Annotated in this window: 21 protein-coding genes and 2 pseudogenes; 2 read left to right on the top strand and 21 right to left on the bottom strand. The window is 70.1% G+C overall.

Annotation, left to right across the window (positions count from 1 at the left end):
* Positions 1-10 precede the first annotated feature (10 nt).
* The 7 genes from ED92_RS09205 to ED92_RS09175 form a co-directional block, all read right to left on the bottom strand.
* On the bottom strand, positions 11-790 hold the full coding sequence (locus ED92_RS09205; RefSeq protein ID WP_037335231.1) for a type III pantothenate kinase: 780 nt from the start codon (positions 788-790) through the stop codon (positions 11-13).
* 4 nt (positions 791-794) lie between these two features.
* Positions 795-1,289: an aspartate 1-decarboxylase gene (panD, locus tag ED92_RS09200; protein WP_016337767.1), complete on the bottom strand. Its 495-nt coding sequence runs from the start codon at positions 1,287-1,289 to the stop codon at positions 795-797.
* Between the two features lie 12 nt (positions 1,290-1,301).
* Positions 1,302-2,210 carry a pantoate--beta-alanine ligase gene (gene panC, locus ED92_RS09195; RefSeq protein ID WP_037335229.1) on the bottom strand — a complete coding sequence of 303 codons (909 nt, stop codon included), beginning with the start codon at positions 2,208-2,210 and terminating at the stop codon, positions 1,302-1,304.
* Entirely contained in the window at positions 2,207-3,112 is a 906-nt protein-coding gene (locus ED92_RS09190) for a Rossmann-like and DUF2520 domain-containing protein (RefSeq protein WP_037335227.1), read from the bottom strand. The genes panC and ED92_RS09190 overlap by 4 nt, the downstream gene beginning before the upstream one ends.
* A 147-nt stretch (positions 3,113-3,259) precedes the next feature.
* A complete protein-coding gene (locus ED92_RS09185) occupies positions 3,260-4,429 on the bottom strand; it encodes a PrsW family intramembrane metalloprotease (protein WP_081975729.1) in 1,170 nt (389 codons plus the stop codon).
* A gap of 28 nt (positions 4,430-4,457) precedes the next feature.
* A complete protein-coding gene (locus ED92_RS09180; RefSeq protein WP_037335225.1) occupies positions 4,458-6,485 on the bottom strand; it encodes a DUF6779 domain-containing protein in 2,028 nt (675 codons plus the stop codon).
* 69 nt (positions 6,486-6,554) lie between these two features.
* Positions 6,555-7,016: a DUF3180 domain-containing protein gene (locus tag ED92_RS09175; RefSeq protein WP_037335223.1), complete on the bottom strand. Its 462-nt coding sequence runs from the start codon at positions 7,014-7,016 to the stop codon at positions 6,555-6,557.
* Between the two features lie 60 nt (positions 7,017-7,076).
* On the opposite strand from ED92_RS09175, the gene ED92_RS09170 reads away from it, so the two are divergent.
* Positions 7,077-8,018 carry a MerR family transcriptional regulator gene (locus ED92_RS09170; protein ID WP_037335221.1) on the top strand — a complete coding sequence of 314 codons (942 nt, stop codon included), beginning with the start codon at positions 7,077-7,079 and terminating at the stop codon, positions 8,016-8,018.
* An 82-nt stretch (positions 8,019-8,100) separates the two neighbouring features.
* On the opposite strand, the gene folK is transcribed toward ED92_RS09170, so the two are convergent.
* The 14 genes and pseudogenes from folK to dacB all read right to left on the bottom strand — a co-directional run bounded on the left by folK (position 8,101) and on the right by dacB (position 22,430).
* On the bottom strand, positions 8,101-8,589 hold the full coding sequence (gene folK, locus ED92_RS09165; RefSeq protein ID WP_037335219.1) for a 2-amino-4-hydroxy-6-hydroxymethyldihydropteridine diphosphokinase: 489 nt from the start codon (positions 8,587-8,589) through the stop codon (positions 8,101-8,103).
* Entirely contained in the window at positions 8,586-8,945 is a 360-nt protein-coding gene (gene folB / locus ED92_RS09160) for a dihydroneopterin aldolase (protein ID WP_037335217.1), read from the bottom strand. The genes folK and folB overlap by 4 nt, the downstream gene beginning before the upstream one ends.
* Positions 8,938-9,780, bottom strand: coding sequence for a dihydropteroate synthase (folP, locus tag ED92_RS09155; RefSeq protein WP_037335215.1), 843 nt, complete (start codon positions 9,778-9,780; stop codon positions 8,938-8,940). Before folP ends, folB begins: the two co-directional genes overlap by 8 nt.
* Positions 9,777-10,121 (bottom strand): annotated as a pseudogene (gene folE / locus ED92_RS09150) (GTP cyclohydrolase I); the annotation flags it as partial. The gene folP and the pseudogene folE, both read right to left, overlap by 4 nt.
* Positions 10,122-11,093: 972 nt before the next feature.
* A pseudogene (locus ED92_RS41285) lies at positions 11,094-11,366 on the bottom strand (GTP cyclohydrolase I); the annotation flags it as partial.
* Positions 11,335-13,752 carry an ATP-dependent zinc metalloprotease FtsH gene (ftsH, locus tag ED92_RS09140; protein ID WP_016337778.1) on the bottom strand — a complete coding sequence of 806 codons (2,418 nt, stop codon included), beginning with the start codon at positions 13,750-13,752 and terminating at the stop codon, positions 11,335-11,337. The pseudogene ED92_RS41285 and the gene ftsH, both read right to left, overlap by 32 nt.
* Positions 13,753-13,941: 189 nt before the next feature.
* Positions 13,942-14,775 (bottom strand): ESX secretion-associated protein EspG, encoded by an 834-nt coding sequence (locus ED92_RS09135; protein WP_037335212.1) that lies wholly within the window; start codon positions 14,773-14,775, stop codon positions 13,942-13,944.
* A 184-nt stretch (positions 14,776-14,959) separates the two neighbouring features.
* Positions 14,960-15,754, bottom strand: coding sequence for an ESX secretion-associated protein EspG (locus ED92_RS09130; RefSeq protein ID WP_037335209.1), 795 nt, complete (start codon positions 15,752-15,754; stop codon positions 14,960-14,962).
* A 64-nt stretch (positions 15,755-15,818) separates the two neighbouring features.
* Positions 15,819-17,189, bottom strand: coding sequence for a WXG100 family type VII secretion target (locus ED92_RS09125; protein WP_037335207.1), 1,371 nt, complete (start codon positions 17,187-17,189; stop codon positions 15,819-15,821).
* Between the two features lie 17 nt (positions 17,190-17,206).
* On the bottom strand, positions 17,207-17,572 hold the full coding sequence (locus ED92_RS09120) for a hypothetical protein (RefSeq protein WP_037335204.1): 366 nt from the start codon (positions 17,570-17,572) through the stop codon (positions 17,207-17,209).
* A gap of 144 nt (positions 17,573-17,716) precedes the next feature.
* A complete protein-coding gene (hpt, locus tag ED92_RS09115; protein ID WP_016337783.1) occupies positions 17,717-18,280 on the bottom strand; it encodes a hypoxanthine phosphoribosyltransferase in 564 nt (187 codons plus the stop codon).
* A 13-nt stretch (positions 18,281-18,293) separates the two neighbouring features.
* Positions 18,294-19,268, bottom strand: coding sequence for a tRNA lysidine(34) synthetase TilS (tilS, locus tag ED92_RS09110; RefSeq protein WP_037335201.1), 975 nt, complete (start codon positions 19,266-19,268; stop codon positions 18,294-18,296).
* Entirely contained in the window at positions 19,265-20,293 is a 1,029-nt protein-coding gene (locus ED92_RS09105; RefSeq protein ID WP_037335198.1) for a zinc-dependent metalloprotease, read from the bottom strand. Before ED92_RS09105 ends, tilS begins: the two co-directional genes overlap by 4 nt.
* Positions 20,294-20,393: 100 nt before the next feature.
* Positions 20,394-22,430 carry a D-alanyl-D-alanine carboxypeptidase/D-alanyl-D-alanine-endopeptidase gene (gene dacB, locus ED92_RS09100; RefSeq protein WP_037335195.1) on the bottom strand — a complete coding sequence of 679 codons (2,037 nt, stop codon included), beginning with the start codon at positions 22,428-22,430 and terminating at the stop codon, positions 20,394-20,396.
* A gap of 167 nt (positions 22,431-22,597) precedes the next feature.
* On the opposite strand from dacB, the gene ED92_RS09095 reads away from it, so the two are divergent.
* Positions 22,598-23,116, top strand: a complete 519-nt coding sequence (locus ED92_RS09095) for an inorganic diphosphatase (protein ID WP_016337787.1) — start codon at positions 22,598-22,600, stop codon at positions 23,114-23,116.
* Positions 23,117-23,160: the final 44 nt, after the last annotated feature.

The raw sequence follows: 23,160 nt of genomic DNA, 5'->3' as shown, positions 1-23,160 counted from the left end.
ATTCAGAGGACTAAACGCGGTGGTTGCGCTCGTAGACCAGCCGGAGGCCCAGGAGCGTCAGATCGGGCGCGTGCTCGGTGATCGTCTCGGACTCGCCGAGTACCAGGGGCGCGAGGCCGCCGGTCGCGATCACCGCGACCGGATCCGCCCCGCCCGGTGAGAGCTCGCGCTTGATCCGCTTCACCAGGCCGTCGACCTGGCCGGCGAAACCGTAGAGGATGCCGGATTGCAGGCATTCCACGGTGTTCTTCCCGATCACCGACCGCGGCGGCACCAGCTCCACCTTCCGCAGCGCCGCGGCGCGCGCGGCCAGCGCGTCGACCGAGATCTCGATCCCGGGCGCGAACGCGCCGCCGAGGAACTCGCCCTTGGCGGAGATGGCGTCCACATTGGTCGAAGTCCCGAAATCCACCACCACACAGGCGGTGGACGGGTGCAGGTGGTGCGCGGCCAGGGTGTTCACCAACCGGTCCGCGCCCACCTCCTTGGGGTTGTCGACCAAAAGCGGCACACCGGTGCGCACTCCCGGCTCGATGACGATCTTCGGCACCCTGGCGTAGTACCGCGAAAGCATGACGCGCAGCTCCCGCAGCACGGCGGGAACCGTGGACAGCGCGCTGATCCCGGTGACCGCGTCCGCGTGCGAGCCGAGCAGCCCGCGCATGGTGAGCGCGAGTTCGTCGGCGGTCATCCGCGCGTCGGTGCGCATCCGCCAGTCACCGGTCAGGTCGTTTCCCGAGTACAGCCCGAGAACGATGTTGGTGTTGCCGACGTCGATCGTGAGCAGCAAGGACTCAGCTTTCGGCGTGCAGCAGCGCGTCGAGACGGCGGGCGTCGGCGGTTTCGGCGACCGGGAAGGTCATCGTGTCGTCGTCGGCCAGGGTCACGGTGCCGCTCAACAGGCCGGAGCCCTCCGGCGCGTGCCCGGGGTTGGCGCCCTTCTCGACGATCCGGTTGTCCGCGTCGACGAAGACGACGCGCGGCCGGAACGCGGCCGCCTCGGCGTTCTCCATCTGCGCGTACGAAATCAGGATCACCAGATCGCCCGGGTGCACCAGATGCGCCGCGGCGCCGTTGATGCCGAGCACCCCGCTGCCGCGTTCGCCCGCGATCACGTAGGTCTCGAGCCGCGCGCCGTTGGTGACGTCCACAATGGACACCTGTTCGCCCGGCAGCAGATCCGCCGCGTCCATCAGGTCCTCGTCGACGGTCACCGATCCGACGTAGTGGAGATCGGCCTGGGTGACCGTCGCCCTATGGATCTTCGATTTCAGCATCGTGCGGTACATCGTGGACTCTCCCTATTCCCCTGCGTCCGGCGCGTGTTCCGGATGGTCCACGGCCGCGCCGAGCACCACCGGGACGTTGTCGATCAGCCGGGTACTCCCCACCCTGGCCGCGATCAGCAGACGCGCCTCACCGTCGACGGGCGCGGGCCCGAGGTCGGTTCCCCTCAATTCCAGATAATCGACCTCGACCGCGGGTCGCGCGGCGAGGGTCTGCCTGGCGGTCGCCAGCACGGCTTCCGCGCCGTCGCGTCCGACGAAGGCACCCGCGGTGAGCGCCGCCGACAACACGATCGCGTCCTCGCGCTGTTCCGGAGTCAGGTAAACGTTGCGCGAGGACAACGCCAGCCCGTCACGCTCCCGGACCGTCGGCACCCCGATGACGCGGGTGTCGAAGTTCAGGTCGCGCACCATCTTCTTGATCAGCACCAGCTGCTGGTAGTCCTTCTCCCCGAAGAAGGCGTAATCCGGCCGCACGATGTTGAACAGTTTCGCCACCACGGTGAGCACGCCGGCGAAATGCCCCGGCCGCACCGCGCCTTCCAGCTCGTCGCCGAGCGGGCCGGGATGCACCGTGACGGTGGCCCCTTCGGGATACAGATCCGACGCCTTGGGCAGGAAGCCCAGCTCGACTCCGTCCTCCTTCAGCACTTCGAGGTCCTTGTCCAGCGGACGCGGGTACGCCTCGAAGTCCTCGCCCTCCCCGAACTGCAGGGGGTTCACGAAGATCGACGTCGCGACGACCGTGTTCGGCAGCCGCTTCGCCCGGCGGATCAGCTCGCGGTGACCGGCGTGCAGTGCGCCCATGGTGGGCACCAGCGCGACCTTGCGGCCGACGCCGTGCAGCGCACGCGTCACCTGGCTGACCTGCTCCGGCGGCTGGAAGGTGTGCAGCGTGCCTCGGGCGAATTTCGGTGTGGTCACTGGTTTTGCTGCCCTTCGGCGGGGTCACTGAGGAGTTCGGTGAGCTCGGCGGCGGCCGAGGCGTCCAAGAGCCCGGCGGCGTCGCCGCGCGCCAGCGTGCGCTTGGCCAGCGCGCGATAGCTCGGGGCGATGTCGGGGCCACGTTCGGCCAGCACCGCGAGATGCTTGCGCACGGTGCCGAGATCACCACGGGCCACCGGCCCGGTCAGTGCGCGGTCCCCGTGTCGCAGAACATTATCCAACGCCGCCGACAACAACGGAGCCACCAGGCGTTCGGGCTGGGCGATTCCCGCCTCCCGCAACAGTTCCGCGCAGTCGGCGACCAGCGCCATCAGGTGGTTCGCACCGTGTGCCAACGCCGCGTGATAGAGCGCTCGCGCTTCGTCGGGGACCCGGACGGGCTCCGCGCCCATCTCCACGGTCAACGCCTCGCCGACGTTCCACGCCGCCTCGTCACCCTCCGCCGCCGTGACGCCGAAACTGCAGGCGGCGAGCCTGTCGAGGTCTTCGGGACGGCCGGTGAAGGTCATCACGGGGTGCAGCGCCAGCGGCAGCGCGCCCGCTTCGGCGGCGGGCGCGAGGACGTCGATGCCGTGCGACCCGGAGGTGTGCACGACGATCTGTCCCGGGCGCAGCGAACCGGTGGCGACGAAACCACGCACCATCCCGGCGAGCGCGTCGTCCGGCAGGGCCAGCAGGACCAGATCGGCCCGGCGGGCGACCTCGTCGGGCGGCAGGAGCGGCACGTCGGGGAGCAGTTGCTCCGCCCGGCGCACCGAAGCGTGGGAAAGGCCCGAAGCGGCGACGACCGTGTGCCCGGCCCTGGTGAGCGCCGCGCCCACGACACTGCCGACGCGACCTGCGGAGACAACGCCCACGGCCAGGCGAGCGGGCCTCATCATGGCGTGCGCCAATGGACGCTCATGGTCGAAAACTCCTCAACTCGTTCCAGTCCCGCTCTGCGGTCGCGGGTACCAGACGACGGCGCGAGGGTAACCCTCCGCCCCGGGTCTGACCCGGCGCTCGTGACCAGCTTCACCTGACCGTGGTCACCCGCGCGGCGCGCCGTCGGCGAGCCGGACGGCCTCGGCCCGTGACGTCTTGAGCACCTGCAACAGTTCACTCTGCCGCTGTTTCGCCTCGTCGGTGAGCTTCGGGCCGCGCCGCAGGAACGCGAGCTCGGTCACGCTGGCCTGGTAGCGGCCGACGGCCTTCGCCGCCTCCCGCCCCGACTGCTTCCGGGCCTGTTTCCGCCACGACCGCCGTCCGGAGAGGCTGGCCAGCAGCGACACCTCCGACGGGGCGATCCAGCGGGCGTCGACCATCATCGGCAGGGCCGCGGCGACGATCCGCTGCTCGCGGCGCCGCTGCATGACCACCACGGAGAAGACGCCGATGAACAGCGGCACCATGATCAGGAAGTAGACGTTCAGGAAGGTCTTGGCGCCACCGAGCAGCGCCGCGCCGTTCCAGAGCGCGTGCAGCAGCACGGCGACGAGGTAGCCGCCGATCGGCGCCAGGATCCGCAGCGAGCGGACCTTGCTGCTCGCGGCGACCCCGAGGCCGATCCCGGTCATCACGGCGAACAGCGGATGCGTGAACGGCGAGAGCACGCCACGCAGGAAGAACGCCGCGAGCACACCGGCGCTCGTGCCGTCGCCGAAACCGTGCTCGGCGAACGCGCGGCCGAAGTAATAGATGTTCTCGGTGAAGGCGAAGCCCGCCGCGGTGAACCCGGCGTAGACGATGCCGTCCACGACGCCGTCGAACTCGCTCGGGCGGCGCCACCACAGCAACAGGATGAAAACGGCCTTCGCGGCCTCCTCGACCAGCGGCGCGGAGACCAGCCCGCTGATCTTGCCGCCGACGCCCGTACCGAGCAGCAGGTCACCGACGGCCTCGGCGCCGCTGTTGAGCAGCAACGCGATGATCGTCGCGACGCACGCGCCCCAGACGAAGGCCAGCAGCAGGAGCTTCGGCGGTTCCGGCTCCCAGCGGTCGACCCACAGGAACGCGGTGACCACCACGGCGACCGGGACCAGCGCCGCGAGCACACCGATCCCCACCGCGAGCGGGCCCACCTTTTCGGTCACCGTGCCGAAGACGAACAACCCGCACAGCGCGACGGCGATCAACCCGAGCACCGGCAGCAGCACGGTGATCGACCGAGACCGGCGGGGCCGGTCGAGACCGGGCGCCGGGGAGGAAGGCTCGCTCACAGCGGGTCACCCTACCGTCGGTACGGGGTCAGTCTTCGGCGCGCCGCCTGCGCCGCGGAGTGGATTCGTTCGCGCCGTTGGCGGCGAGCAGGTCCATCACCGAGCGGCCGGAGGCGTGCGAGCCCGCGTCCGAGGGCTCCGGACGGCTGTGCGACGAGCCGTTGCGGGACGGCGTCTCGTCGTCCGGCTTCGCCCGCCTGCCGCCGTGACGGCCGCCGGTGGACTCGGTGCTCTGCCAAGCCGGGGGCTCCCCGTCCGGGCGACGGCGACGGCCGCCACCGGTGGGCTCCGGAACGTTCGGGGCCGGGGTGATCGAGACCGAGGAGTCCTCGGCGGCCCGGCGACGGCGTCCGCCGCCACCGTTCTGCGCCAGCCGGATCTCTTCGGGCAGGGTCGGGTTGACCGCGGGCGGTTCCTCCGCGGCCGGGGATCCGTGCCGCGACGGCGCCTCGGCCGCCGGACGGCGCACCGGTTCGGGTTCCGGCTGCCGCACGGGCTCGGCCCGGCGAGGCGGCTCGGACACGGCCGGGATCGACGGCGGAGTCGGCGGCTCCGGGTCGCGACGCGGTTCCGGCCTCGGCTCGGGGCGCGGTTCCGGACGCGGCTCGGGACGCGACTGGGCGGCCGCGGGCTGGGGCTTGGCGGGCGGCGTGGGCCGCAGCCGGTCCTGGAAGTCGTCCTTCCTGGGGAACGCGGCGCTCAGATCGGAGACCGGGCGCTCCTGCGTCCACGACGGCTTCCACTCGCCGGTGGCCTCCATCGGCTCCGGCGTGGCCGGCTTGTTCGCGGGCGGCGGCGTGCCACCGGCCGGACGCTGCCGCTCGACGGGTTTCATCCCGGGGCGCGTCAGGCCGAGCTCACGGTTCGGCCGGGGACGGTCCGGCTCGACCTTCTTCACCGGCTTCGCCTGCGCCGGGGGCTTCACCGGCGGCGTCTGCTTCCGGGTCTGCTCCTCGGGCCGCGTCGCGGGAGGACGCTGCACGGTGCCGGCGTCGAGCCGCTGCTGAAGCGAAGACTGCTGCGGGCGGCGGGGCGGTTCGTTGCGCGGGGGCTCCGGCCGCTGGGGCTGCCGGGCGATGGTCGGCATCGACGGCTGCGAGACCTCGGCACGCGACACCCCCGGCATCGACGGACGGGACACCTCGGCCGGCGTCACCGGCGGCGGGGTCTTGCGCGGGGCGTCGACCCTCGGCATCGGCCGGGAGACCTCGGCGGGCGACATCCCGGGGTTGGACATCTCGAGCCGCTCGCGGCGAGCGGCTTCGGCGGCGAGCGCCTCGGCCGCCTTCGAAGCACGGGCGTCCGCCTTGCGCATACTGCGGCGAGTCGACTCGTCGACCGGCTTCGGCCGCTGGACCTGATTGCTCTGCCCGTACCCGTTGGTGCCGTTGACCTGGCCGTTCGCCGGTTTGCGGCGAGCCGCGGGCGGCGTGCCCACCCGCGCGGAAGCGGGTTCGAGGACGCGGTCGATCATCTCGGTCGGGCGCTCGCGCTCGCGTTCACGCTCGTCGACGTCGATCGTGGTGCTCTTGGCCGCCATGAGCTGGGGTTTGCCGTTGCCGTTCTCGGAACCCGCGCTCATCAGCTGCTTGTTGTCGAGGGACCGCATCCGGGTGGCCTGCGCGGTGAGCGCGACGCGTTCGAGGAGCACCTCGCCGCCGAAGAGCGACTGGAGGCTTTCGCGCAGGGCGCTCACCTCGGCTCTGAGCGCTTCGAGCTCTTCGTGGGACCGGCTCTCGGCGGCCTGCCGGGTCTCCGCCTCGATCTCCAGCTCGAACTCGCGGCGGGCGGCGATCTCGCGTTCCAGCTCTAGCTCGTAGACGGCCTGTGCCTCGGCGACGGCGTCCTCGCTCTGCGACACGTGCTTGCGGTAGCGGACCGCGAGGAACGCACCGATCAAGGCGGCCCACAGCGCCGCGACGATACCCAACCGCAAGTAGCGGAGGTCGTCGGAAAGCACCAATGCGAGAGTCGCGCCGACGGCGAGAACCAAGCCGACGACAAGCCACGGCCTACCCGCAAGGCGGCCGCGCGAGTCGTCACCCACCCCGGTCATGCCCAACACCGTACCTTCTAGTAATCCGAACGAGACCTAGTCGGTACTTCGAGCGGTGGCTCTCGAGCGTTAACCGGTCGGCTCGGGATCGCGCTCCCGATCGCCGCCCTCGGGGGTCCGGCAGCAGTGTTCGAGCCACAAAGCCGCAGCTACCAGCGCCGCCGAGCTGACGATCCCGACCGTCGCCGAGCGGAGATCACCGCTCGCCGCGAGGAGTTCGTCACGTCGCGGAAAAAGATACGCGAAAGCCGCCAGCCACACCCCCGTCATGGCGGATCCGGCGAGCGACGAGGCCTTCGCGAGCGCCACCGATCGGGCGACGGAGATCGCTGAGAGCACGCGGTTGCTCTTGATCCGCGCACGGATGATGAAAGCGAGCACGACCTCGCAGAGCGCGAGGACGAGCAGCGTGATTCCGGCGAAGAGCGGAAGCGCGGGGATGGATCCGTAGGCGACCTGGAAGAGCAGATAGGCCAGGACCACTCCCAGGAGGCCGGCCACCGCCAGCTCGCGTGGCCGGGTGAAGTGCATGGTCCAACGCTACCTGGCAGGCTTGACTCTCCACCAACTGGAGAGTCGACGATGAGGCATATGGGCACCGCAGCGGTTTTCACCATCGGGGAGCTGGCCAAACGGACCGGCCTGCCGGTGAAGACCATCCGCTTCTACTCCGACGAAGGGCTCCTGCCCCCGACCGACCGCACCGATTCGGGCTACCGCCTCTACGACGCCACCGCGATGGCGCGGCTGGAGCTGGTCCGGACGCTGCGGGAACTCGGGCTGGGCCTCGCGGACGTGGAGCGGGCGCTGACCAGGGAAGCGACCATCGGGGACCTCGCGGTCCAGCACGTCGCCGCCCTGGACGAGCAGATCCGGCGGCTGGAACTGCGCCGTGCGGTCCTGCGAGCGGTGGCCAAACGGGACTCACCACTGGAGGAGGTCGAACTGATGAACAAACTCGCGTCGATGTCGGACGAAGACCGCAAACGTTTGCTCGACGAGTTCTGGGCGGACATGGTCGAAGGGCTCGAGCTGGATCCGGAGTTCTACGAGCGGATGCGCTCGGCGAAACCTGAGCTGCCCGACGACCCGACGCCCGAGCAGCTGGAGGCCTGGATCGAGTTCGCCGAACTCGTGCAGGACGAGGAGTTCCGCGCGTCCATCCGCCGGATGAGCGAGTGGCACTCGCAGCTCCGGAAGGAGGACGGGGCGGACTTCGGCGCGAAGCAGCAGGAGCTGTGGACGGCGTGGAGCGCGAAGGCGACCGAAGCGCTCGAAGCCGGCCTCGCGCCAGACTCGCCCGAAGGCCGGGAACTGGCGGAGACGGTCTTCACGCAGTCTTCGCGCAACGGCCGTGACCCGCGCGACCCGGCCTGGCGGAAGCGGCTGACCGACGGGATGGCGATCAGCATGGATCCGCGGGCCGAGCGGTACTGGCTCCTGCTGGGGAAGATGAACGGCTGGCCGTCGTTCCCGTCGCAGATGCGGCAGGCCGAGTGGATCGTCGCCGCCCTGCGCTCCGCGCTGGAGTAACGCATTTAGTCCTCTGAATGCGCTGGCTACCACCCGCGTTTAGTCCTCTGGATGCGGTGGCTGGTATCGCGAACTACCGCATTCAGAGGACGAAATGCGTGAGGCGGACGGAGTCGCGGTCCGAGGCGGGGCGGGCGGCGAGGAGGTCGGCGACGGGACCGTGGCCGGGGAGTACCGCGTCGGGCTCGATCTCCAGCCAGGGGATCAGCACGCTCGCGCGCTCCGGCGTGCCGGGATGCGGCAACACCAACTGGGGGTCGTCGGAGCGCACCCCGTCCACGGTCACTATGTCGACATCCAGCGTGCGCGGACCCCACCGGAGTTCGCGCACGCGCTCCGCCGCCTGCTCGGCGGCCTGCCCGGTGCGCAGCCAGTCCCAGTGATCGCGCGCCGGATCGTCGACCAGGACGACGGCGTTGAGGAAGTCCGGCTGGTCCTCGACGCCCCAAGCCTTGGTCTCGTACACCGACGACACCGCGACGACCGCGGGCCGGACCGCGTCGACGGCGGACCGGAGGTACGCGAGCCGGTCACCCAGATTGGAGCCGAGCGAGAGCAGCGCGCGGCTCATCGCTCCCGCCGCACCGTGACGGCGACGTCGTCGAAGTTCAGCGGGATCGGCGCGGACGGCTTGTGCACCGTCACCTCGACGGCGGTCAGCCGCTCGTCGCGCAGCACCTCGTCGGCGATCTTCCCCGCGACACTCTCGATGAGGTCGTACGGCTCGCCCGCCACGATCCCGGCGGCGAGCTCCGCGAGTTCGCCGTAGTGCAACGTCTTGGTCAGGTCGTCGGACGCGGCGGCCGGACCGAGGTCCAGCCACACCACGATGTCGACGACGAACTCCTGCCCGTCCCGCTTCTCGTGGTCGAAGACCCCGTGCCTGCCGAAGACCCTCAATCCGGTCAACGTGATCTGGTCAGACAACAGGACTCCCCTTCCGCCAAGCCGCCGCGACGGTCACGGCGTCGATACTCGCGCCGACCTCGTGCACCCGCACCCCCCAGGCTCCGGCCGCCGCGGCGAGCGCGGACACGGCCGCGGTCGCGTTCTCGCGACCGTCCGGCGGGGCGGGCTTTCCGTCCTTTCCGGACAACAGGCGCCCGAGGAACCGTTTGCGCGACGCGCCGACGAGGACCGGGAAACCCAGTGACAGGAAGGAATCCAGACCGTTCAACAACGCCCAGTCGTGCTCGGCGTTCTTCGCGAAACCCAGCCCGGGGTCGAGCACGATCGCGCCGCGGTCGACACCCGCGGCGAGTGCTTCGTCCACTCGGGACAGCAACTCGGCGCGCACGTCCGCGACGACGTCCTCATAGGACGCCAGCGCGTTCATGTCCTTGCTGTGCCCGCGCCAGTGCATCAGCACATACGGGACACCGGTCTCGGCGGCGACCTTCGCCATGTTCGGATCGGCCAGCCCACCGGAGACGTCGTTGATCACGGAAGCGCCCGCCTCGACCGCGGCGAGGGCGACCTCGGCGCGGGTGGTGTCCACGGACATCGCGACACCGTCGGCGGCGAGCGTGCGGATCACCGGCATGATCCGGGAAATCTCGGTCTCGGCGTCCACCCGGGACGCTCCCGGCCGCGTCGACTCCCCGCCGACGTCGATCAGATCCGCGCCGCGCGCCCACATCTCGTGCGCGTGCTCCAATGCCTGCTCGACGCCGAGGTAGCGGCCACCGTCCGAAAAGGAATCCGGGGTGACGTTCAGGATGCCCATCACCGCACACCGGCCGGGCCGGGGCAGGGCGGTCATCGACGGCCCTTGATCAGGTCCAGCGCCTCCGCCCGCGAGGACGCTGAAGACTGCAGCAGCCCGCGTACGGCGGACGTCGTCGTCCTCGCGCCGGGTTTGCGGATCCCGCGCATGGCCATGCAGAGATGCTCGGCCTCGACCACGACGATCGCGCCGCGGGGTTCGAGTTTGCGCATGAGCGCGTCGGCGACCTGGGAGGTGAGCCGCTCCTGGACCTGCGGGCGCTTGGCGTAGAGGTCGACGAGGCGGGCCAGTTTGGACAGGCCGGTGACCTTGCCGTGGCCGTTCGGGATGTAGCCGACGTGGGCGACACCGTGGAATGGGACCAAATGATGTTCACAGTTGTGCGTCAGGTGCCCGGCGATCAGGAAGGTCGGGTGTGGCTCGCATTTGAAGCTGTACACCGTGTAGGGCTTGGTTCCCGTGGCCTTCACCGGACGGACGGACTCGACCTCGACGTACTCCGACTCGATGAGATCGGTTGAGTAGTCATCCTGAGGGAAGCCGTGTCGCCGGAACCAGCTGTCGGCAATGTATAGGTGCGACGCGATCCCACCACTTTTGGGAGTGAAACGCGCGCCGATGACCGTGGCCAGATCCTCCAGGAAGGGCACGTTCGCGCTGACAACGGTTCGGCCGGCGATCTTCTTGTGACGGAAGCCATCCCCGTCCACATACCCGTCGAGGAAGCCGTTGAAGGTGCTCAAGTCGTTGAGTACGACCATGGGGAATCGCTGGCGCTGATGGTGGGCATCGCCACCGACGTACTGCCGCATCAGATCCGCGAGGAACGACGAGACGACTCGCACCCGAAATCCCGGAACATCGCGCTCCAGGTAGCCCGACGGCCGCGTGACCGGTTCGAGTTTCGCCTCGATCCCGAAGGCACGGTAAAGGGACTCGGCGTACTTCTTCGCGAAGTCACGATCGTTCACCACCAGCGAGACGTAGCGCTCGGCGACGGTTCCGTCCGAGCAGGTCGCACCGATGACATAACCCAAGTCGTAGCCGAACTTCGGCTTCCAGCGATCCCGGCAAAGCTTGCGCGCGTGGGTCCACTCGATGAAGGAACCCTCGACGTCCTTGGCCTCCACCCAGCCCTTGGGCGTCGCCAAAGGATGGTCAGGAGTGACCTTGAAACTTCCGCCTGCGGTCGTGACCTCGACAAGCTCACGAGTCTGGTGCGAGCTGATCTCGGTGACCGTGGTCTCCTCGACCTTGCCACCCGACAGAGTCCACAGCTTGTCACCAACTTCGACCTCGGCCGCCTGCTTACGACCTCCGACCGCGTTCACCGTCTGCTTGCTCGGCACACAGGTGCTGAACATCGGGATGTCCGTCACGAGCACGAGTTCTTCGTGGGCCTCGTCGAACGTGCGGTCCAGGACGTGGTCCGGTTCGGTGTAGAGACCGGCGAACATTTCCCGGTAAGCGCGAGCGACCCGGGCCGGGGTCTCCAAGAGACCGTCCCGGTCCGGGTCCTCACCACAGGCGAGCAGGAGTTCGCGTACGGCTTTCTCGGCCCGGTCCTGGTCGAAGACCGGGCGGTCGCCGTTATCGCTTGGTGTCGTCCTGTCCGTCGTCACGCCGTTGCTGTCCTTCGTCCTGCTGACCGCCGGGCTGGTCAGCGAACCAGCCGTCGCGCGGGCGGTCTTCGGCGGGACGCCAGGGCTGGTTCGGCTGGCCGCCCGGCTGGGTCGCCGGGGTCCATCCGGGAGGAGCCCCGTAGTTCGGCGGGCCGCCTACGGGCCCACCCTGGTAACCGCCTGCCGGTCCGCCCGGCTGCTGCCCACCATATGCCTGGGGCCAGTGACCGGTGCCGTTCGGCCCGCCGTTGGGGCGACCGCCGTTGGGGTAGGCGCCCGGCGGCGGAGGGGCGTACGGGTTGGCGTTCGGGTCCGGCGGCGGGGCCGGCTGCGTGTACGGCGGGCCGCCGGGAAGGTCGCCGCCACCCTGCGCGGTGCCGACCGGGGTCGGCGCCGGCTGCAGTACCGGCTGCTCCTTCTTCTCCTCCGGCGGGGGCCACGGCTCGCCGCGCTCCATGGCCAGCTCGCCGGGGGTCTTGATCGGCGGCTTGTCGGACGGCTTGCGGTCGCCGAACTCGTTGAAGATGGTGATGTGCGGGCGTTTCTCGACGGTCGCGAAGATCCGCTCGAGGTCCTTGCGGGTCAGCGTCTCCTTCTCGAGGAGCTCGATGACCAGCTCGTCCAGCACGTCGCGGTAGGTGCTCAGCACGTGCCACGCCTCGGTGTGCGCAGTCTCGATGAGCTTGCGCACCTCCTCGTCGATCTCGTGCGCGACCTCCAGCGAGTAGTCCGCCTGGCGGCCGGCCGAGCGGCCGAGGAACGGGTCGCCCTGTTCCTGGCCGTACTTGACCGCGCCGAGCCGGGCGCTCATGCCGTATTCGGTGACCATCGCGCGGGCGATCTTCGTCGCCTGCTCGATGTCGGAGGAGGCACCGGTGGTGGGCTCGTGGAAGACGAGCTCCTCCGCCGTCCGGCCGCCCATCGCGAAGACCAGGCGCCCGATCATCTCCGAACGGGTCATCAACTCCTTGTCGTCCTCCGGGACGAGCAGGGCGTGCCCGCCGGTGCGCCCACGCGGCAGGATCGTCAGCTTGTAGACCGGTTCGATGTCCGGCATCGCCCACGCGGCGAGCGCGTGCCCGCCCTCGTGGTAAGCCGTGATCTTCTTCTCCTTCTCGGAGATGATCCGGCTCTTGCGGGCGGGGCCGCCGACGACGCGGTCGACGGACTCCTCCAGCGCGGCGTCGGTGATCACGTGCCCGTTCTGGCGGGCGGTGAGCAGGGCGGCCTCGTTGAGCACGTTCGCCAGGTCGGCGCCGGACATGCCGACGGTCCGCTTGGCGAGGCTGCTCAGGTCGGTGCCCTGTGCGATCGGCTTGCCCTTGGCGTGCACCTCGAGGATCGCCTTGCGGCCGCGCATGTCCGGCGCGGACACCGGGATCTGGCGGTCGAAGCGGCCGGGACGCAGGAGCGCCGGGTCGAGGATGTCGGGACGGTTGGTCGCGGCGATCAGGATGATGCCGCCGCGCGCGTCGAAGCCGTCCATCTCGACGAGGAGCTGGTTCAGCGTCTGCTCGCGTTCGTCGTGGCCGCCGCCGAGGCCGGCGCCGCGCTGGCGGCCGACCGCGTCGATCTCGTCGACGAAGATGATGCAGGGCGCGTTCTGCTTGGCCTGCTCGAACAGGTCGCGGACCCGCGAGGCGCCGACACCGACGAACATCTCGACGAAGTCGGAACCGGAGATCGTGTAGAACGGCACGCCCGCCTCGCCGGCGACGGCGCGCGCGAGCAGCGTCTTACCGGTACCGGGCGGCCCGTAGAGCAGCACGCCCTTCGGGATCTTCGCGCCGAGCGCCTGGTAGCGCGCCGGGTTCTGCAGGAAGTCCTTGATCTCGTACAGCTCTTCGACGGCCTCGTCGGCGCCCGCGACGTCCCCGAAGGTCGTCTTGGGCATGTCCTTGTTGAGCTGTTTGGCCTTCGACTTGCCGAAGTTGAGGACGCGGTTCCCGCCGCCCTGCGCGTTGTTCATCATCCACATCAGCAGGCCCAGCACCAGCGCCAGCGGGATGGCGAAGATCAGGATCTGGGTGAGGACGTTCTGCTGGGTGACCTTGGTGGTGAACTTGACCGGGTTGTCACCGCTCTTGAGGCCGATGAGCTGGCCGTAGATGGTGCCCGCGACGTTCGCCGGGTACTGCGCGATGATCTGGTCGACCTGCTGGCCGTCGACCTCGATCTTCTTGTTCAGCAGCAGCTTGATCTGCTGCTCCTTGTCCTCTTGCGAGGCTTCCTTGACGTTATTCGCGGTGATCTGCTGGTTCGCGATCGAGATCGGCACCTGGGTGTAGCCACGATCACTGTCGAAGATCGTGTTGTATGCGAGAAACGCCAGTACCGCCGCGAGAATCCAGAGCACTGGGTTCCTGAGCACGCTCTTCCGGTTCATACGACTCGGCCCTGGTGGCCTCGACCCTTCCTGGTTGGGCGGCTCCTGTGATACCCGCCATCACGATCTTGACGACCCATGGTGCTCCGACACCCGCCCCTCAGGATACCGCCCGCCTGGACGGATGAGGGTGGTGAGCCTCTCGGACGTAAACGGCGGACGCCTCGCGAGGGTTCCCGGAGCGGGCTCTCACCGTGTGTCGACCGCCACACCGGCGGCCATTTCACCCAGCCTCATGCGGAGTGTCTTGACGTCCGCGGGTGAGACGGTGACCCATTCGCGGCCGTCCGGACCGGCCTGTGACGTGCTGAGATAGCGGCCGCTGGCGGTGTCGAACCAGCCGAGGACGCGGGACCGCTGCTTGGCGCCGACGTGGGACCGGCTGTTCGCTGCGAGCTGACCGCCGCGGAGCCTCGGCTGGCCGGTGAGCTTGCCGAACGCCTCGCGCGGGTCCGCGGTGATGCGTTCGCTGAGCGAGACGCGCGGCTTGTCCTTGCGGCGGGACTTCGCCGCTTCGGGCTCTTCGGACTGCTTCGTCGCGTTGATGGCGGCGCGGATCGGCTCGGTGCGGCGGGCGTCGTCGATCGGCAGCGTGATGGACGCCTCCGAACCGCGCTGCCCCGGGGGCAGCAGGTCGACGACCGCGGTCGGGAGCCCGTCGGCGGGTGCCTCACGCAGCCAGATCCCGGACTGGTCCTGGATCGCGATCACCGCGTCGCGGCCGTCGGTGGCGCCGAGCACGGCGATCGTCGGGGCCTGGAAATCGGGGATGTGCAGCGCGTCGATGGTCAGCGAACCGCGGGCGAGGAGGTACAGCCAGTCCTCGATCTTCCGGTCCAGCCGGCCCCGGCCGTCGCGGATGCCGCGGGCCTGGAGTTCGTTGTCGACGCGCTGGCGCAGCGCCCGCCGTTCGAGCTCGGTCGCGCCGTGCGACCGGACGCGCAGCGGGTACGGCAGGTCGCCGAGCTCGGCGGACTCCCAGAGGAAGTCGAACGCCATCGGCGTGAAATGTTCCTGGTGCATTGCTCCGTGCCCTCCCGGCACCTCGGCTTCTGGGCCTCGGGACGCCCAGCGGGTTCACGATAGCGAAGGGGTACGACAGTCGTCGTCCGGATGCGCTAAGTGCCCGGGTTGCCAAATGTCATGAAAGGTTCGTTCAGGACGAAAAATGTCAGGAACGACCCTTTCATGACATTTCGAAGAGGGGTCAGCGCGCGAGAGAAGCGTCGGAAGCGATCTTCCCCAGCATCTCCGTGAGCCGGTGCCGCAACGTCGCCGGATCCGCGGGCGCGATGGTGATCCAGTCCCGGCCGTCGGCACCGCGGGTGGCCTGGGTGAAGTACCGGCCGGACTGCGTGTCGAACCAGCTCAGCACCGAAGACCGGCTCCGCGTGCCGTGTTTGCTGCGCGCGTTCGCGCCGAACTGGCCACCGCGAAGCCGCGGCTGGGCCTGGAGCCTCGACAGGGCCTTGCGGTCCTCGTCGGACGTCGCCGTGCCGTCGATCTGCGGCTGGCGACGCTGGAGGAAGTCCGCCCCCGAAGCGCCGACGAGCCCGTCCAGCGGGAGGGTGATCGACTTCTCCGTGCCGCGGGTCCCCGGCGGCAGGAGGGAGACGATCGCGCTCGCGAGGCCGTCCGGGGCGATGGGGTGGAAGTGGAAACCGCGCGGGTCCTGCACCGTCAGCAGGCCTTGGCCGCCGAGCAGGGACGCGACCGCGAGCAGCGGTTCGGTGTTGGGATTGTTGAGCTGGACGCAGTCCAGGCTCAGGTCCGGCCTCGCGAGGACACCGAAGTAGTCCTCGATATGCGGCTCGGGGCGTCCGCGCTCGTCGGCGAGGCGGCGCTGGTTCAGCGACTGGAGCGTCTGCGTGCGCAGGGCGCCGCGCTCGTCCATGGTCGCCCCGTGCGAGCGGAGCCGTAACGGGTACGGCAGCTCTCCGGCGTTCGCGCCCTCCCAGAGGAAGTCCAGCTCGACCGGGGTGAGCAGTTCACCGTTCGCCATCTTCGGCCCCCAAACAAGTCAGCGGGCGCGCGGCCGATCGGCCGCGCGCCCGGTGAAAACCGTTCTAGCGTTCGTCGTCTTCGGTCCAGGCGCCGATGACCGGCGGCGGGGTCGCCTCGTTGGCACCGAAGGCGTCGTCCGGGTCCGGCTCGATGAGGAACGACGCGTGCGTGTGCTCCTCCTCCTGCTCGGCCTGCGCGCCGTGGGCGCCCATGCCCATGCCGCCCATGCCCTGCATCGGCGGGGTGGCGCCGCCACCGATGGTGCCGCTGGAGGACACGATGCCCTGCTGCGGCACGGCCTGGGACGCCGCGCTCTGCGCGGGCCCGCCCTTCTCGGTGGCCGCGGCGTCGGTGCTGTCGGTGTCCTTGGCGCCGGACTTGTTGCCCTGTCCGAGCGCCTTGGCACCGGCGTAGCCGAGAGCGCCGCCGAGCCCGGCCGCGGTGAGGGCCTGGCCGAGTCCGTTGCCACCGCTCGCCGGGGCGTGCGGGGTCATCGGGGCACCCGCGCCGGAGGCGACGCCGGCGCCCGGCGCGACGCCGGAGGCCGGGACGTTCGCGGCGGGGTTGTAGCCGGCCTGCGAGAACACACCCGAGTCCGGACCGGCGTGGATCGGAGCCGCGCCGCTGCCGTGCGCGCCGCCGTAGCCGTGCGTACCGGCGAAGACAGGGGTGCCGGAGACGGCGCCGGAGTTGAGGCCACCGCCGCCGATGTTGCCGACACCGCTGAACGAAGCGCTGTTGTGCGTGGCGGTCGGCTTCATGCCGAGGGATTCGGGGCCGAAGCTCGGGGTCGAGCTGTCGACCTCGCTCATCTCCTTGGTGTATGCCTCGAGGAACCTGGCCTGCTCCGCCCGCACTTCCTTGTCCTGGTCGGCGAGGGGCTTCTGGTCGGTGATCATGCCGACCGGGCCCGCCGCCAGCGCCTGGCCCATGGCCTTCTCGGGGCTGTAGTCGGTCGGCTTCGGCATGAGCTTGACCTTGGTGGCGGCGTCGGCCTGCTTCTGCAGCCGGTCCGACATCGTGTGCGCGGCCTCGGAGGCCTGCGAGCCCGAGTTCGCGATGGCGACGAGCGAACCCTGCGCGGCCGCCGCGCCCTGCCCGATCCAGGCGGAGCCCAGTTCGGAGATCGCGTTGTAGAGGTCGTTCGACGCCTGGCTCAGCTTGCTGCCGTGCGAGTTCCAGGACTGGCTGATCGCGGTCGCGGTGCTGGGGTCGTTGCCGAGGTTGGCCTGGTTCCACAGGTCCTGGCTGCTCGGGGCGCTTTCCCAGTTCGGCGGGTTGGTGATGGCGCGGTCCGCGCCGATGTCGAACCCGTCGGAACGGCCGCGCGCGGACGACACGATGTTCGCGGCTTCGGTGTTGTCGCCGAGCTGGACCGGCGCGCCGCTGGTGTTGCTCTCGCCGTAAGAGTCGGCGCTGTGCTTCGGTGGCATGGCTTTCTGACTCCCCCTCAGACGTTCCGGAACGGCTCGGCCGCGGCCTGGTCGATCTCGTGGTAACGGGCCATCGCGGTGACGATGCCGGCCTCGGCCGCCTCGTACTGCTGGTAAAGGTTCTGGAGGGCGGCGGTGTAGGAGTCGCCGCCGCCGTCGGCCCGGTTCGCGACCTTCGCCGCGATCGCGTTGCCGACCGGGTTGTTGCCCAGCTTCGGCGCCTGCCCGAGGTCGCCGGCGCTGTGGAGCAGCGCTTCGACGGCGTCCTTGCCGGTGCGGATCTTGTTCAGTGCGGTCTGGGCCGCGTCCGGGTCGATCCCGACCTGCCCCTGAGCCGCGGCGTTCTTGAACGCGTTCGCGTCCGCCAGGCTGCTGTTCCCCATCTGAGCTCTCTCCGTTTCCCCCGGGCCAGGCCACGACGGCTTCGTGGCAAAGGTCTTCGCATAGGTTAACGCACTTGATCGCAGCCTATGACGCGTTCTCCGCGCTCAGGGTTCCGCATTTCCCCGCGAACGGGCAAGCGGTTCTCAGGACGTGTAAACGTGCGGATCCAGGGTGCCGATGTAGGGCAGGTCCCGGTAACGCTCCGCGTAGTCCAGGCCGTATCCGACTACGAATTCGTTGGGGATGTCGAACCCGATGTACTTGACCGGTACGTCGACCTTGACCGCCTCCGGCTTGCGCAGGAGCGAGACGACCTCCAGCGACGCCGGGTTCCGGCTCGCGAGGTTCTTCAGCAGCCAGGACAGGGTCAGCCCGGAGTCGACGATGTCCTCGACGATGAGCACGTCGCGGCCGGCGATGTCGCGGTCGAGGTCCTTGAGGATCCGCACCACGCCGGACGACGAAGTCGCCGAGCCGTAGGAGGAGACCGCCATGAACTCGAGCTGGGAGGGAAGAGGGAGAGCCCTGGCGAAGTCGGTCATGAACATCACCGCGCCCTTGAGCACGCCGACGAGCAGGAGGTCTCCCTGCCCGGAGCCGGGGCCGTCGGCCGGGTAGTCCGCGGCGACCTGTGCGGCCAGCTCGGCGATCTTGTCGTTGATCTGCTGCTCGGTGACGAGCACGGAGGCGATCTCGCCTTCGTACACAGGACGTTCCCCTCTAGGTGGTGGACTGGGGTGTTTCGAGCAAGAGCCTGCCATGCGCCCGCTTCGCCACCAAGTCGCCGGGTAGCCAGACCCCGCCCTGACCCCGCCAGTTCCCCACCAGCGCGTCGACCGAACGCAGATGGGCGTCGGTGAGCTCGCGGACCCCGGAGTCCAGCAGCCACCTGCGGAGGACGCGTCGCCGCAGCGCGGGCGGTTCGGTGGCGAGCACGGCGACGTCGAGCCCTTCGCCGGTGAAAGCCCGCAGGTGGACCTCGCCCGCGAGTGTGTCCAACGCCTCGGTGTCCTCGCGCAGTTGCGCCGCCGTGCGGGCGAGCGAGGCCGCGACCCCGCCGGACAGCACCTCCTCCAGAAGGGGCAGTACTTCCGTCCGCAACCGGACACGGGTGAACCGCGGGTCCGCGTTGTGCGGGTCCTGCCACGGGTCGACGCCGAGCGCCGCGCAAGCCCGGCGCGTGGTGGCGCGGGTGACGCCGAGCAGCGGCCGTCCCCACGGTGGGTCGAGCGGCCGCATCCCGGCCAGCGAGCGCGGACCGGAACCCCGGCCGAGGCCGAGCAGGACGGTTTCGGCCTGGTCGTCGAGGGTGTGGCCGAGCAGGACGAGGCCGTGGCCGTCCGGCAGCGCCGAACGCAAGGCGCCGTAGCGGGCCCGGCGGGCGGCGGCTTCCGGTCCGCCCGCACCCTCGACGCGCACCTTCAGGACTTCGGCGGTGTCGGCGCCCAGTTCTCGTGCCGTGTCCGCGGCGCGGGCGGCGGTTTCGGCGGAACCGTCCTGGAGGCCGTGGTCGACGACGAGCGCGCGCACCTTCAGCCCCGCGCGGCCGCCGGTGAACGCGGCGGCTTCGGTCAGCGCCAGGGAGTCCGCGCCGCCCGAGACCGCGACGTACACCTCGTCGCGCGGGCTCGCCGACGCCAGGAACTCCCGCACGGCCGTCCGCACGGCCGCGACCGCGGGATCGGGTCCGCTCACCCGTGCAGGCGCCGCACCCAGGCCGCCGGATCGCCGATCTCGGCCCTGGTCGGCAGCGTGTTCGGCGATGTCCACACGGCGTTGAAGCCGTCCATGCCGACGGCGTCGACGACGTGCTTGGTGAACTTCGCGCCCTGCTCGTACTGGCGCAGCTTCGCGTCCACGCCGAGCAGACTGCGCAGCACGCGGTCGATCAGGCCGCCGCCCTTGCGCCGGGCGGTGAACCGCGAACGGATCAGCTCGACGCTCGGCACCACCTGCGGTCCGACGGCGTCCATCACGAAGTCGGCGTGCCCCTCCAGCAGGGTGGAAAGGGCCAGCAGCCGGTCGAACACCGCGCGTTCGCCCGGCGACTGCAGGAGTTCGGCGAGACCGGCGCCGCCCGTCTTGCCCTTACCGATCTGCTTGATGGTGTCCGGCAGGCGGCCGACCAGATCGCTCAGCCCGTCCGCGTCCCGGCCGGCGAGCCCGCCGATCAGGCGCTCGACCTCGTCGGCGAAGTAATCGCGCAGCCAGGTGACCGCGGTGAACTGCAGCCGGTGGGTGCATTCGTGCAGGCAGACCCACAGCCGGAAGTCGTGCCCCGGCACGTCCATCGCGCGCTGGGCGGCGACGACGTTCGGCGCGACGAGCACCAGCTGCCCGGCGCGGTCCGGCCCGCCGAACGGGTCGTACTGCCCGAGCACGCGGGACGCCAGGAAGGCGAGCACGAGACCGGTCTGGACACCGGCGCCACCGGCCAGCACGGGCGCCAGCGGGCCACCCTGCGCTTCCGGCAGCGCGCGACCGGTGAGCGCGTCGAGCCCGGCAGCGGCCGAACGGACCCAGCCGGGCCGGTCGACGACTTCGGCGGGCAAAAGCGGCAGGTCGAGGCCGAGCCCGGTCAGCTCGCGGACGTGCCCCTCGGCCTCGCTCGTCAGGTCACGTAGCTCGGCGACGGCTTCTTCGGCCTCTTCGCGGTCGACCACCGGACCGCCACGCACCAGGAGGGCGCCCGTCGAGGCGGCCAGGGACCAGTCGACCATCGAACGTGTCTTGGTCGGCGTTTCCTCAGTCACTCTTATGACGCTACCCGCTGGAAGACCGGTTTCCGTCCCGAGTTCCTCACGCTCCGATTCCGGTCGCTCACCTGCAGCCGCATTTGTGCAGGGTCGCCGCGACGACGTCGAGCGCGGCCCTGCCCTTGTTCTGGTCCGAACCGGACGACATCAGCGCGAACACCAGCATCCGGCCGTCGGTGTCCAGCACCACGCCCGCCAGGGTGTTCACCCCGGACAGCGTCCCGGTCTTGCCGCGCACCCAGCCCCGGCCCGCCGACGACGCCGGATCGCCGTAGCGCTTCTCCAGCGTCCCGCTGCCGCCCGCGACGGGGAGGCCCGCCAGCAGCGGGCGCAGCTTGGGCGTCCTCGGATCCTTGCCGTCCGGCGCCGCCGCGACCGCGAGGATCTCGCTGAGCACCTTGGCCGGGATCTTGTTCTGGTCGGACAGCCCGCTGCCGTCGTTGATCTGGACCCCGGTGAGGTCGAATCCGGCCTGCTTGAGCACGTCCATCGTCGCGGCCGCGCCGCCGGTGAACGACGGCTCGACGCCCTTCGCGAGCGCGAGCTGGCGTGCGAGGACGTCGGCCATCAGGTTGTCCGAGAGCTGAAGCAGCGAGTTGGCGAACTCGGTCAGCGGCTGAGACTTGACCTCGCCGAGCACCTTCGCGTCCTTCGGCGCCGTCGTCGTACCGCCGGCTTGGGCTTCGAGCTTCCCCGCGATCTTCTGGGTCAGCGCGGCCGCCGGATTCGCGACACGGGGCGAGTGATCGTTCTTCGGGTCGGTGCGGCCGCCGTCGGCCATCACGGGGAGGACCGGCGCCATGTAGGTGTTCCCGGCGGCGGTGTCCTCCGGGTCCCAGCCCTTCGCGGCCGTCGGCCCTTTGAACAGGCTGACGTCCAGCTGGACCTTGGAGATCTTGCCGCCCACGGCCTTCTTGACCTGGGCGACGAGGTCGTCGACATGCGCCGCGCCCGGGTACAGCGGCGAATCGGTGCCCAGCGGCAACGCGGTCAGCGACGGGTCGCCGCCCGCGACGAGGACGACCGTGCCCGGCTCGGCGCCCTGGACGATCTTCGTCGAGAACTGCGTCCCGTGCTCCATCGACAGCAGCGCGGCCGCGACGACGAGGATCTTCGTGGTCGACGCCGGGGTCAGCGGGGTGCCGGAGTTCTTGTCCCACAGGACCTCACCGGTCGCCGCGTCCACGACGGTGCCGGTGAGCGTGCCCAGGTCCGGCGCACCGGCGGGGCCGGCCAGCGCGGCCGCGAGACCGTCCTTCGTCGGCCCGGCGCCGTTGATGTCCGGCCCGTGCAGGACGCGGGTGACACCGGCGGGCTTGGGGATCTCGCCCTTCGGCGCGTTCGGCGCCCAGGGCAGGCCGAGCCGGTTCGACACCTTCGGCATCGCGGCGGCGCCGCCCATCCCGGCGAGCAGCAGGACGACGACCAGCGTTGTGATCAGCAGGGCCTTGCGTTTGCGCTTCGGCTTCGGCGCAGGTGCGGATTCGGCCTCGGCGGCCGGGGGCTCCTTGGAAGGCGGCTCGGACTGCTGGATCCCGACGGTCGCTTCGGCGTCGAAGCGCTCTTCGGCGGGCTCGATGCGGACCGGGCGCGCGTGCATGGTCGCGGACGGGACCGGCGCGGGCGCCGGCGGCTCGACCCGGCTCGGCTCGGGACGGCGCTGCTGCTGCGGGGGTTCCTGCCGCGGCTCGGGTCTCGCGAGCTCGTGATCCCGCGTCGGCGTCGGGGCGCCCCGGTCGAACTGCTCCCAGTCGGGTTTGTCCGTTTGCCGCGGCTGGACGGGCTGAACGAAGACCGTCTTCGGCGCTTCGGGTTCTTCGGGCTTGACGGCCTCGACCGGCGTCGCGGGCTCGAAGGCGGACCACTGCGGCGTCGGGGTCTCCGGGACGTCCGGCTCCTCCTCGACCTCGACGACGGGCTGGAACCACGAGCCACTTTCGGGTGTGACCTTCGGCACTGCCAGCTCTTCGGTCTTGCCGTTCGCCAGCCCCGTCATCGGCAGCCAGACGGTGGCCTCACCCTCCCCCTTGGCACCCTTGGGCTCGGCGGATGAGGTGTCCTTGTCGTCCGACGGCCACATCGGGACATCGTTTTCCGGCACGCAACACTCCTTCATCCACCGTCCGGGGAAGGGGCCAAGCTCACATACGACCACATCGATGCGACCGCCCGGGCCCCCGTGGTCCACACTAGTGAAGACAAGACGATGATTTCGGTGAGCCGTCCGCGACGGCGGGGCGTACCAAAGACGAGAGCAGCGAGGCCGGCGTGGAATTCGACGTCACTATCGAAATCCCCAAGGGGGAGCGCAACAAGTACGAGGTGGACCACAAGACCGGTCGGATCAAACTCGACCGGACGCTGTTCACCGCCACCCAGTACCCCGCCGACTACGGGTTCATCGACGACACCCTGGGCCAGGACGGCGACCCGCTCGACGTGCTGGTGCTCGTCCAGGAGCCGACCTTCCCGGGCTGCCTGATCCGCTGCCGCGCGATCGGCATGTTCCGGATGACCGACGAGAAGGGCCCGGACGACAAGGTCCTCGCGGTCCCGACGAACGACCCGCGGCTCGAGCACCTGCGCGACATCCACCACCTGAACGAGTTCCACAAGCTCGAGATCCAGCACTTCTTCGAGGTGTACAAGGACCTGGAGCCGGGCAAGAGCGTCGAGGGTTCGACCTGGGTCGGGCGCTCCGAGGCCGAGGCCGAGATCAAGCGTTCGCTCGACCGTGAGACCGACCGGCTGGCCAAGGAGGCCATCGACGGTCCGGCGGCTCACTAGCTCGTCAGAGCTTCGAAACGCGTGAAGGCCTCCTTCCCTCGGCT

The organism is Amycolatopsis sp. MJM2582, from assembly GCF_000754115.1.
Taxonomy (GTDB): Bacteria; Actinomycetota; Actinomycetes; order Mycobacteriales; family Pseudonocardiaceae; genus Amycolatopsis; species Amycolatopsis japonica.
This window is presented reverse-complemented; position numbering and strand designations above follow the sequence as displayed.

What these genes read in the sequence shown, in the direction of transcription:
- ED92_RS09175 (WP_037335223.1), bottom strand. Translation starts at nt 7,016, where the DNA reads ATGCACTTCACCCGGCCACGCGAGCTGGCGGTGGCCGGCCTCCTGGGA.
- folP (WP_037335215.1), bottom strand. Translation starts at nt 9,780, where the DNA reads ATGACCGCCCTGCCCCGGCCCGGCCGGTGTGCGGTGATGGGCATCCTG.
- ED92_RS09180 (WP_037335225.1), bottom strand. Translation starts at nt 6,485, where the DNA reads ATGACCGGGGTGGGTGACGACTCGCGCGGCCGCCTTGCGGGTAGGCCG.
- ED92_RS09130 (WP_037335209.1), bottom strand. Translation starts at nt 15,754, where the DNA reads ATGGCGAACGGTGAACTGCTCACCCCGGTCGAGCTGGACTTCCTCTGG.
- ED92_RS09135 (WP_037335212.1), bottom strand. Translation starts at nt 14,775, where the DNA reads ATGCACCAGGAACATTTCACGCCGATGGCGTTCGACTTCCTCTGGGAG.
- folK (WP_037335219.1), bottom strand. Translation starts at nt 8,589, where the DNA reads ATGAGCCGCGCGCTGCTCTCGCTCGGCTCCAATCTGGGTGACCGGCTC.
- panD (WP_016337767.1), bottom strand. Translation starts at nt 1,289, where the DNA reads ATGTACCGCACGATGCTGAAATCGAAGATCCATAGGGCGACGGTCACC.
- ED92_RS09120 (WP_037335204.1), bottom strand. Translation starts at nt 17,572, where the DNA reads ATGGGGAACAGCAGCCTGGCGGACGCGAACGCGTTCAAGAACGCCGCG.
- ftsH (WP_016337778.1), bottom strand. Translation starts at nt 13,752, where the DNA reads ATGAACCGGAAGAGCGTGCTCAGGAACCCAGTGCTCTGGATTCTCGCG.
- ED92_RS09190 (WP_037335227.1), bottom strand. Translation starts at nt 3,112, where the DNA reads ATGATGAGGCCCGCTCGCCTGGCCGTGGGCGTTGTCTCCGCAGGTCGC.
- ED92_RS09125 (WP_037335207.1), bottom strand. Translation starts at nt 17,189, where the DNA reads ATGCCACCGAAGCACAGCGCCGACTCTTACGGCGAGAGCAACACCAGC.
- ED92_RS09105 (WP_037335198.1), bottom strand. Translation starts at nt 20,293, where the DNA reads ATGGTCGACTGGTCCCTGGCCGCCTCGACGGGCGCCCTCCTGGTGCGT.
- ED92_RS09170 (WP_037335221.1), top strand. Translation starts at nt 7,077, where the DNA reads ATGGGCACCGCAGCGGTTTTCACCATCGGGGAGCTGGCCAAACGGACC.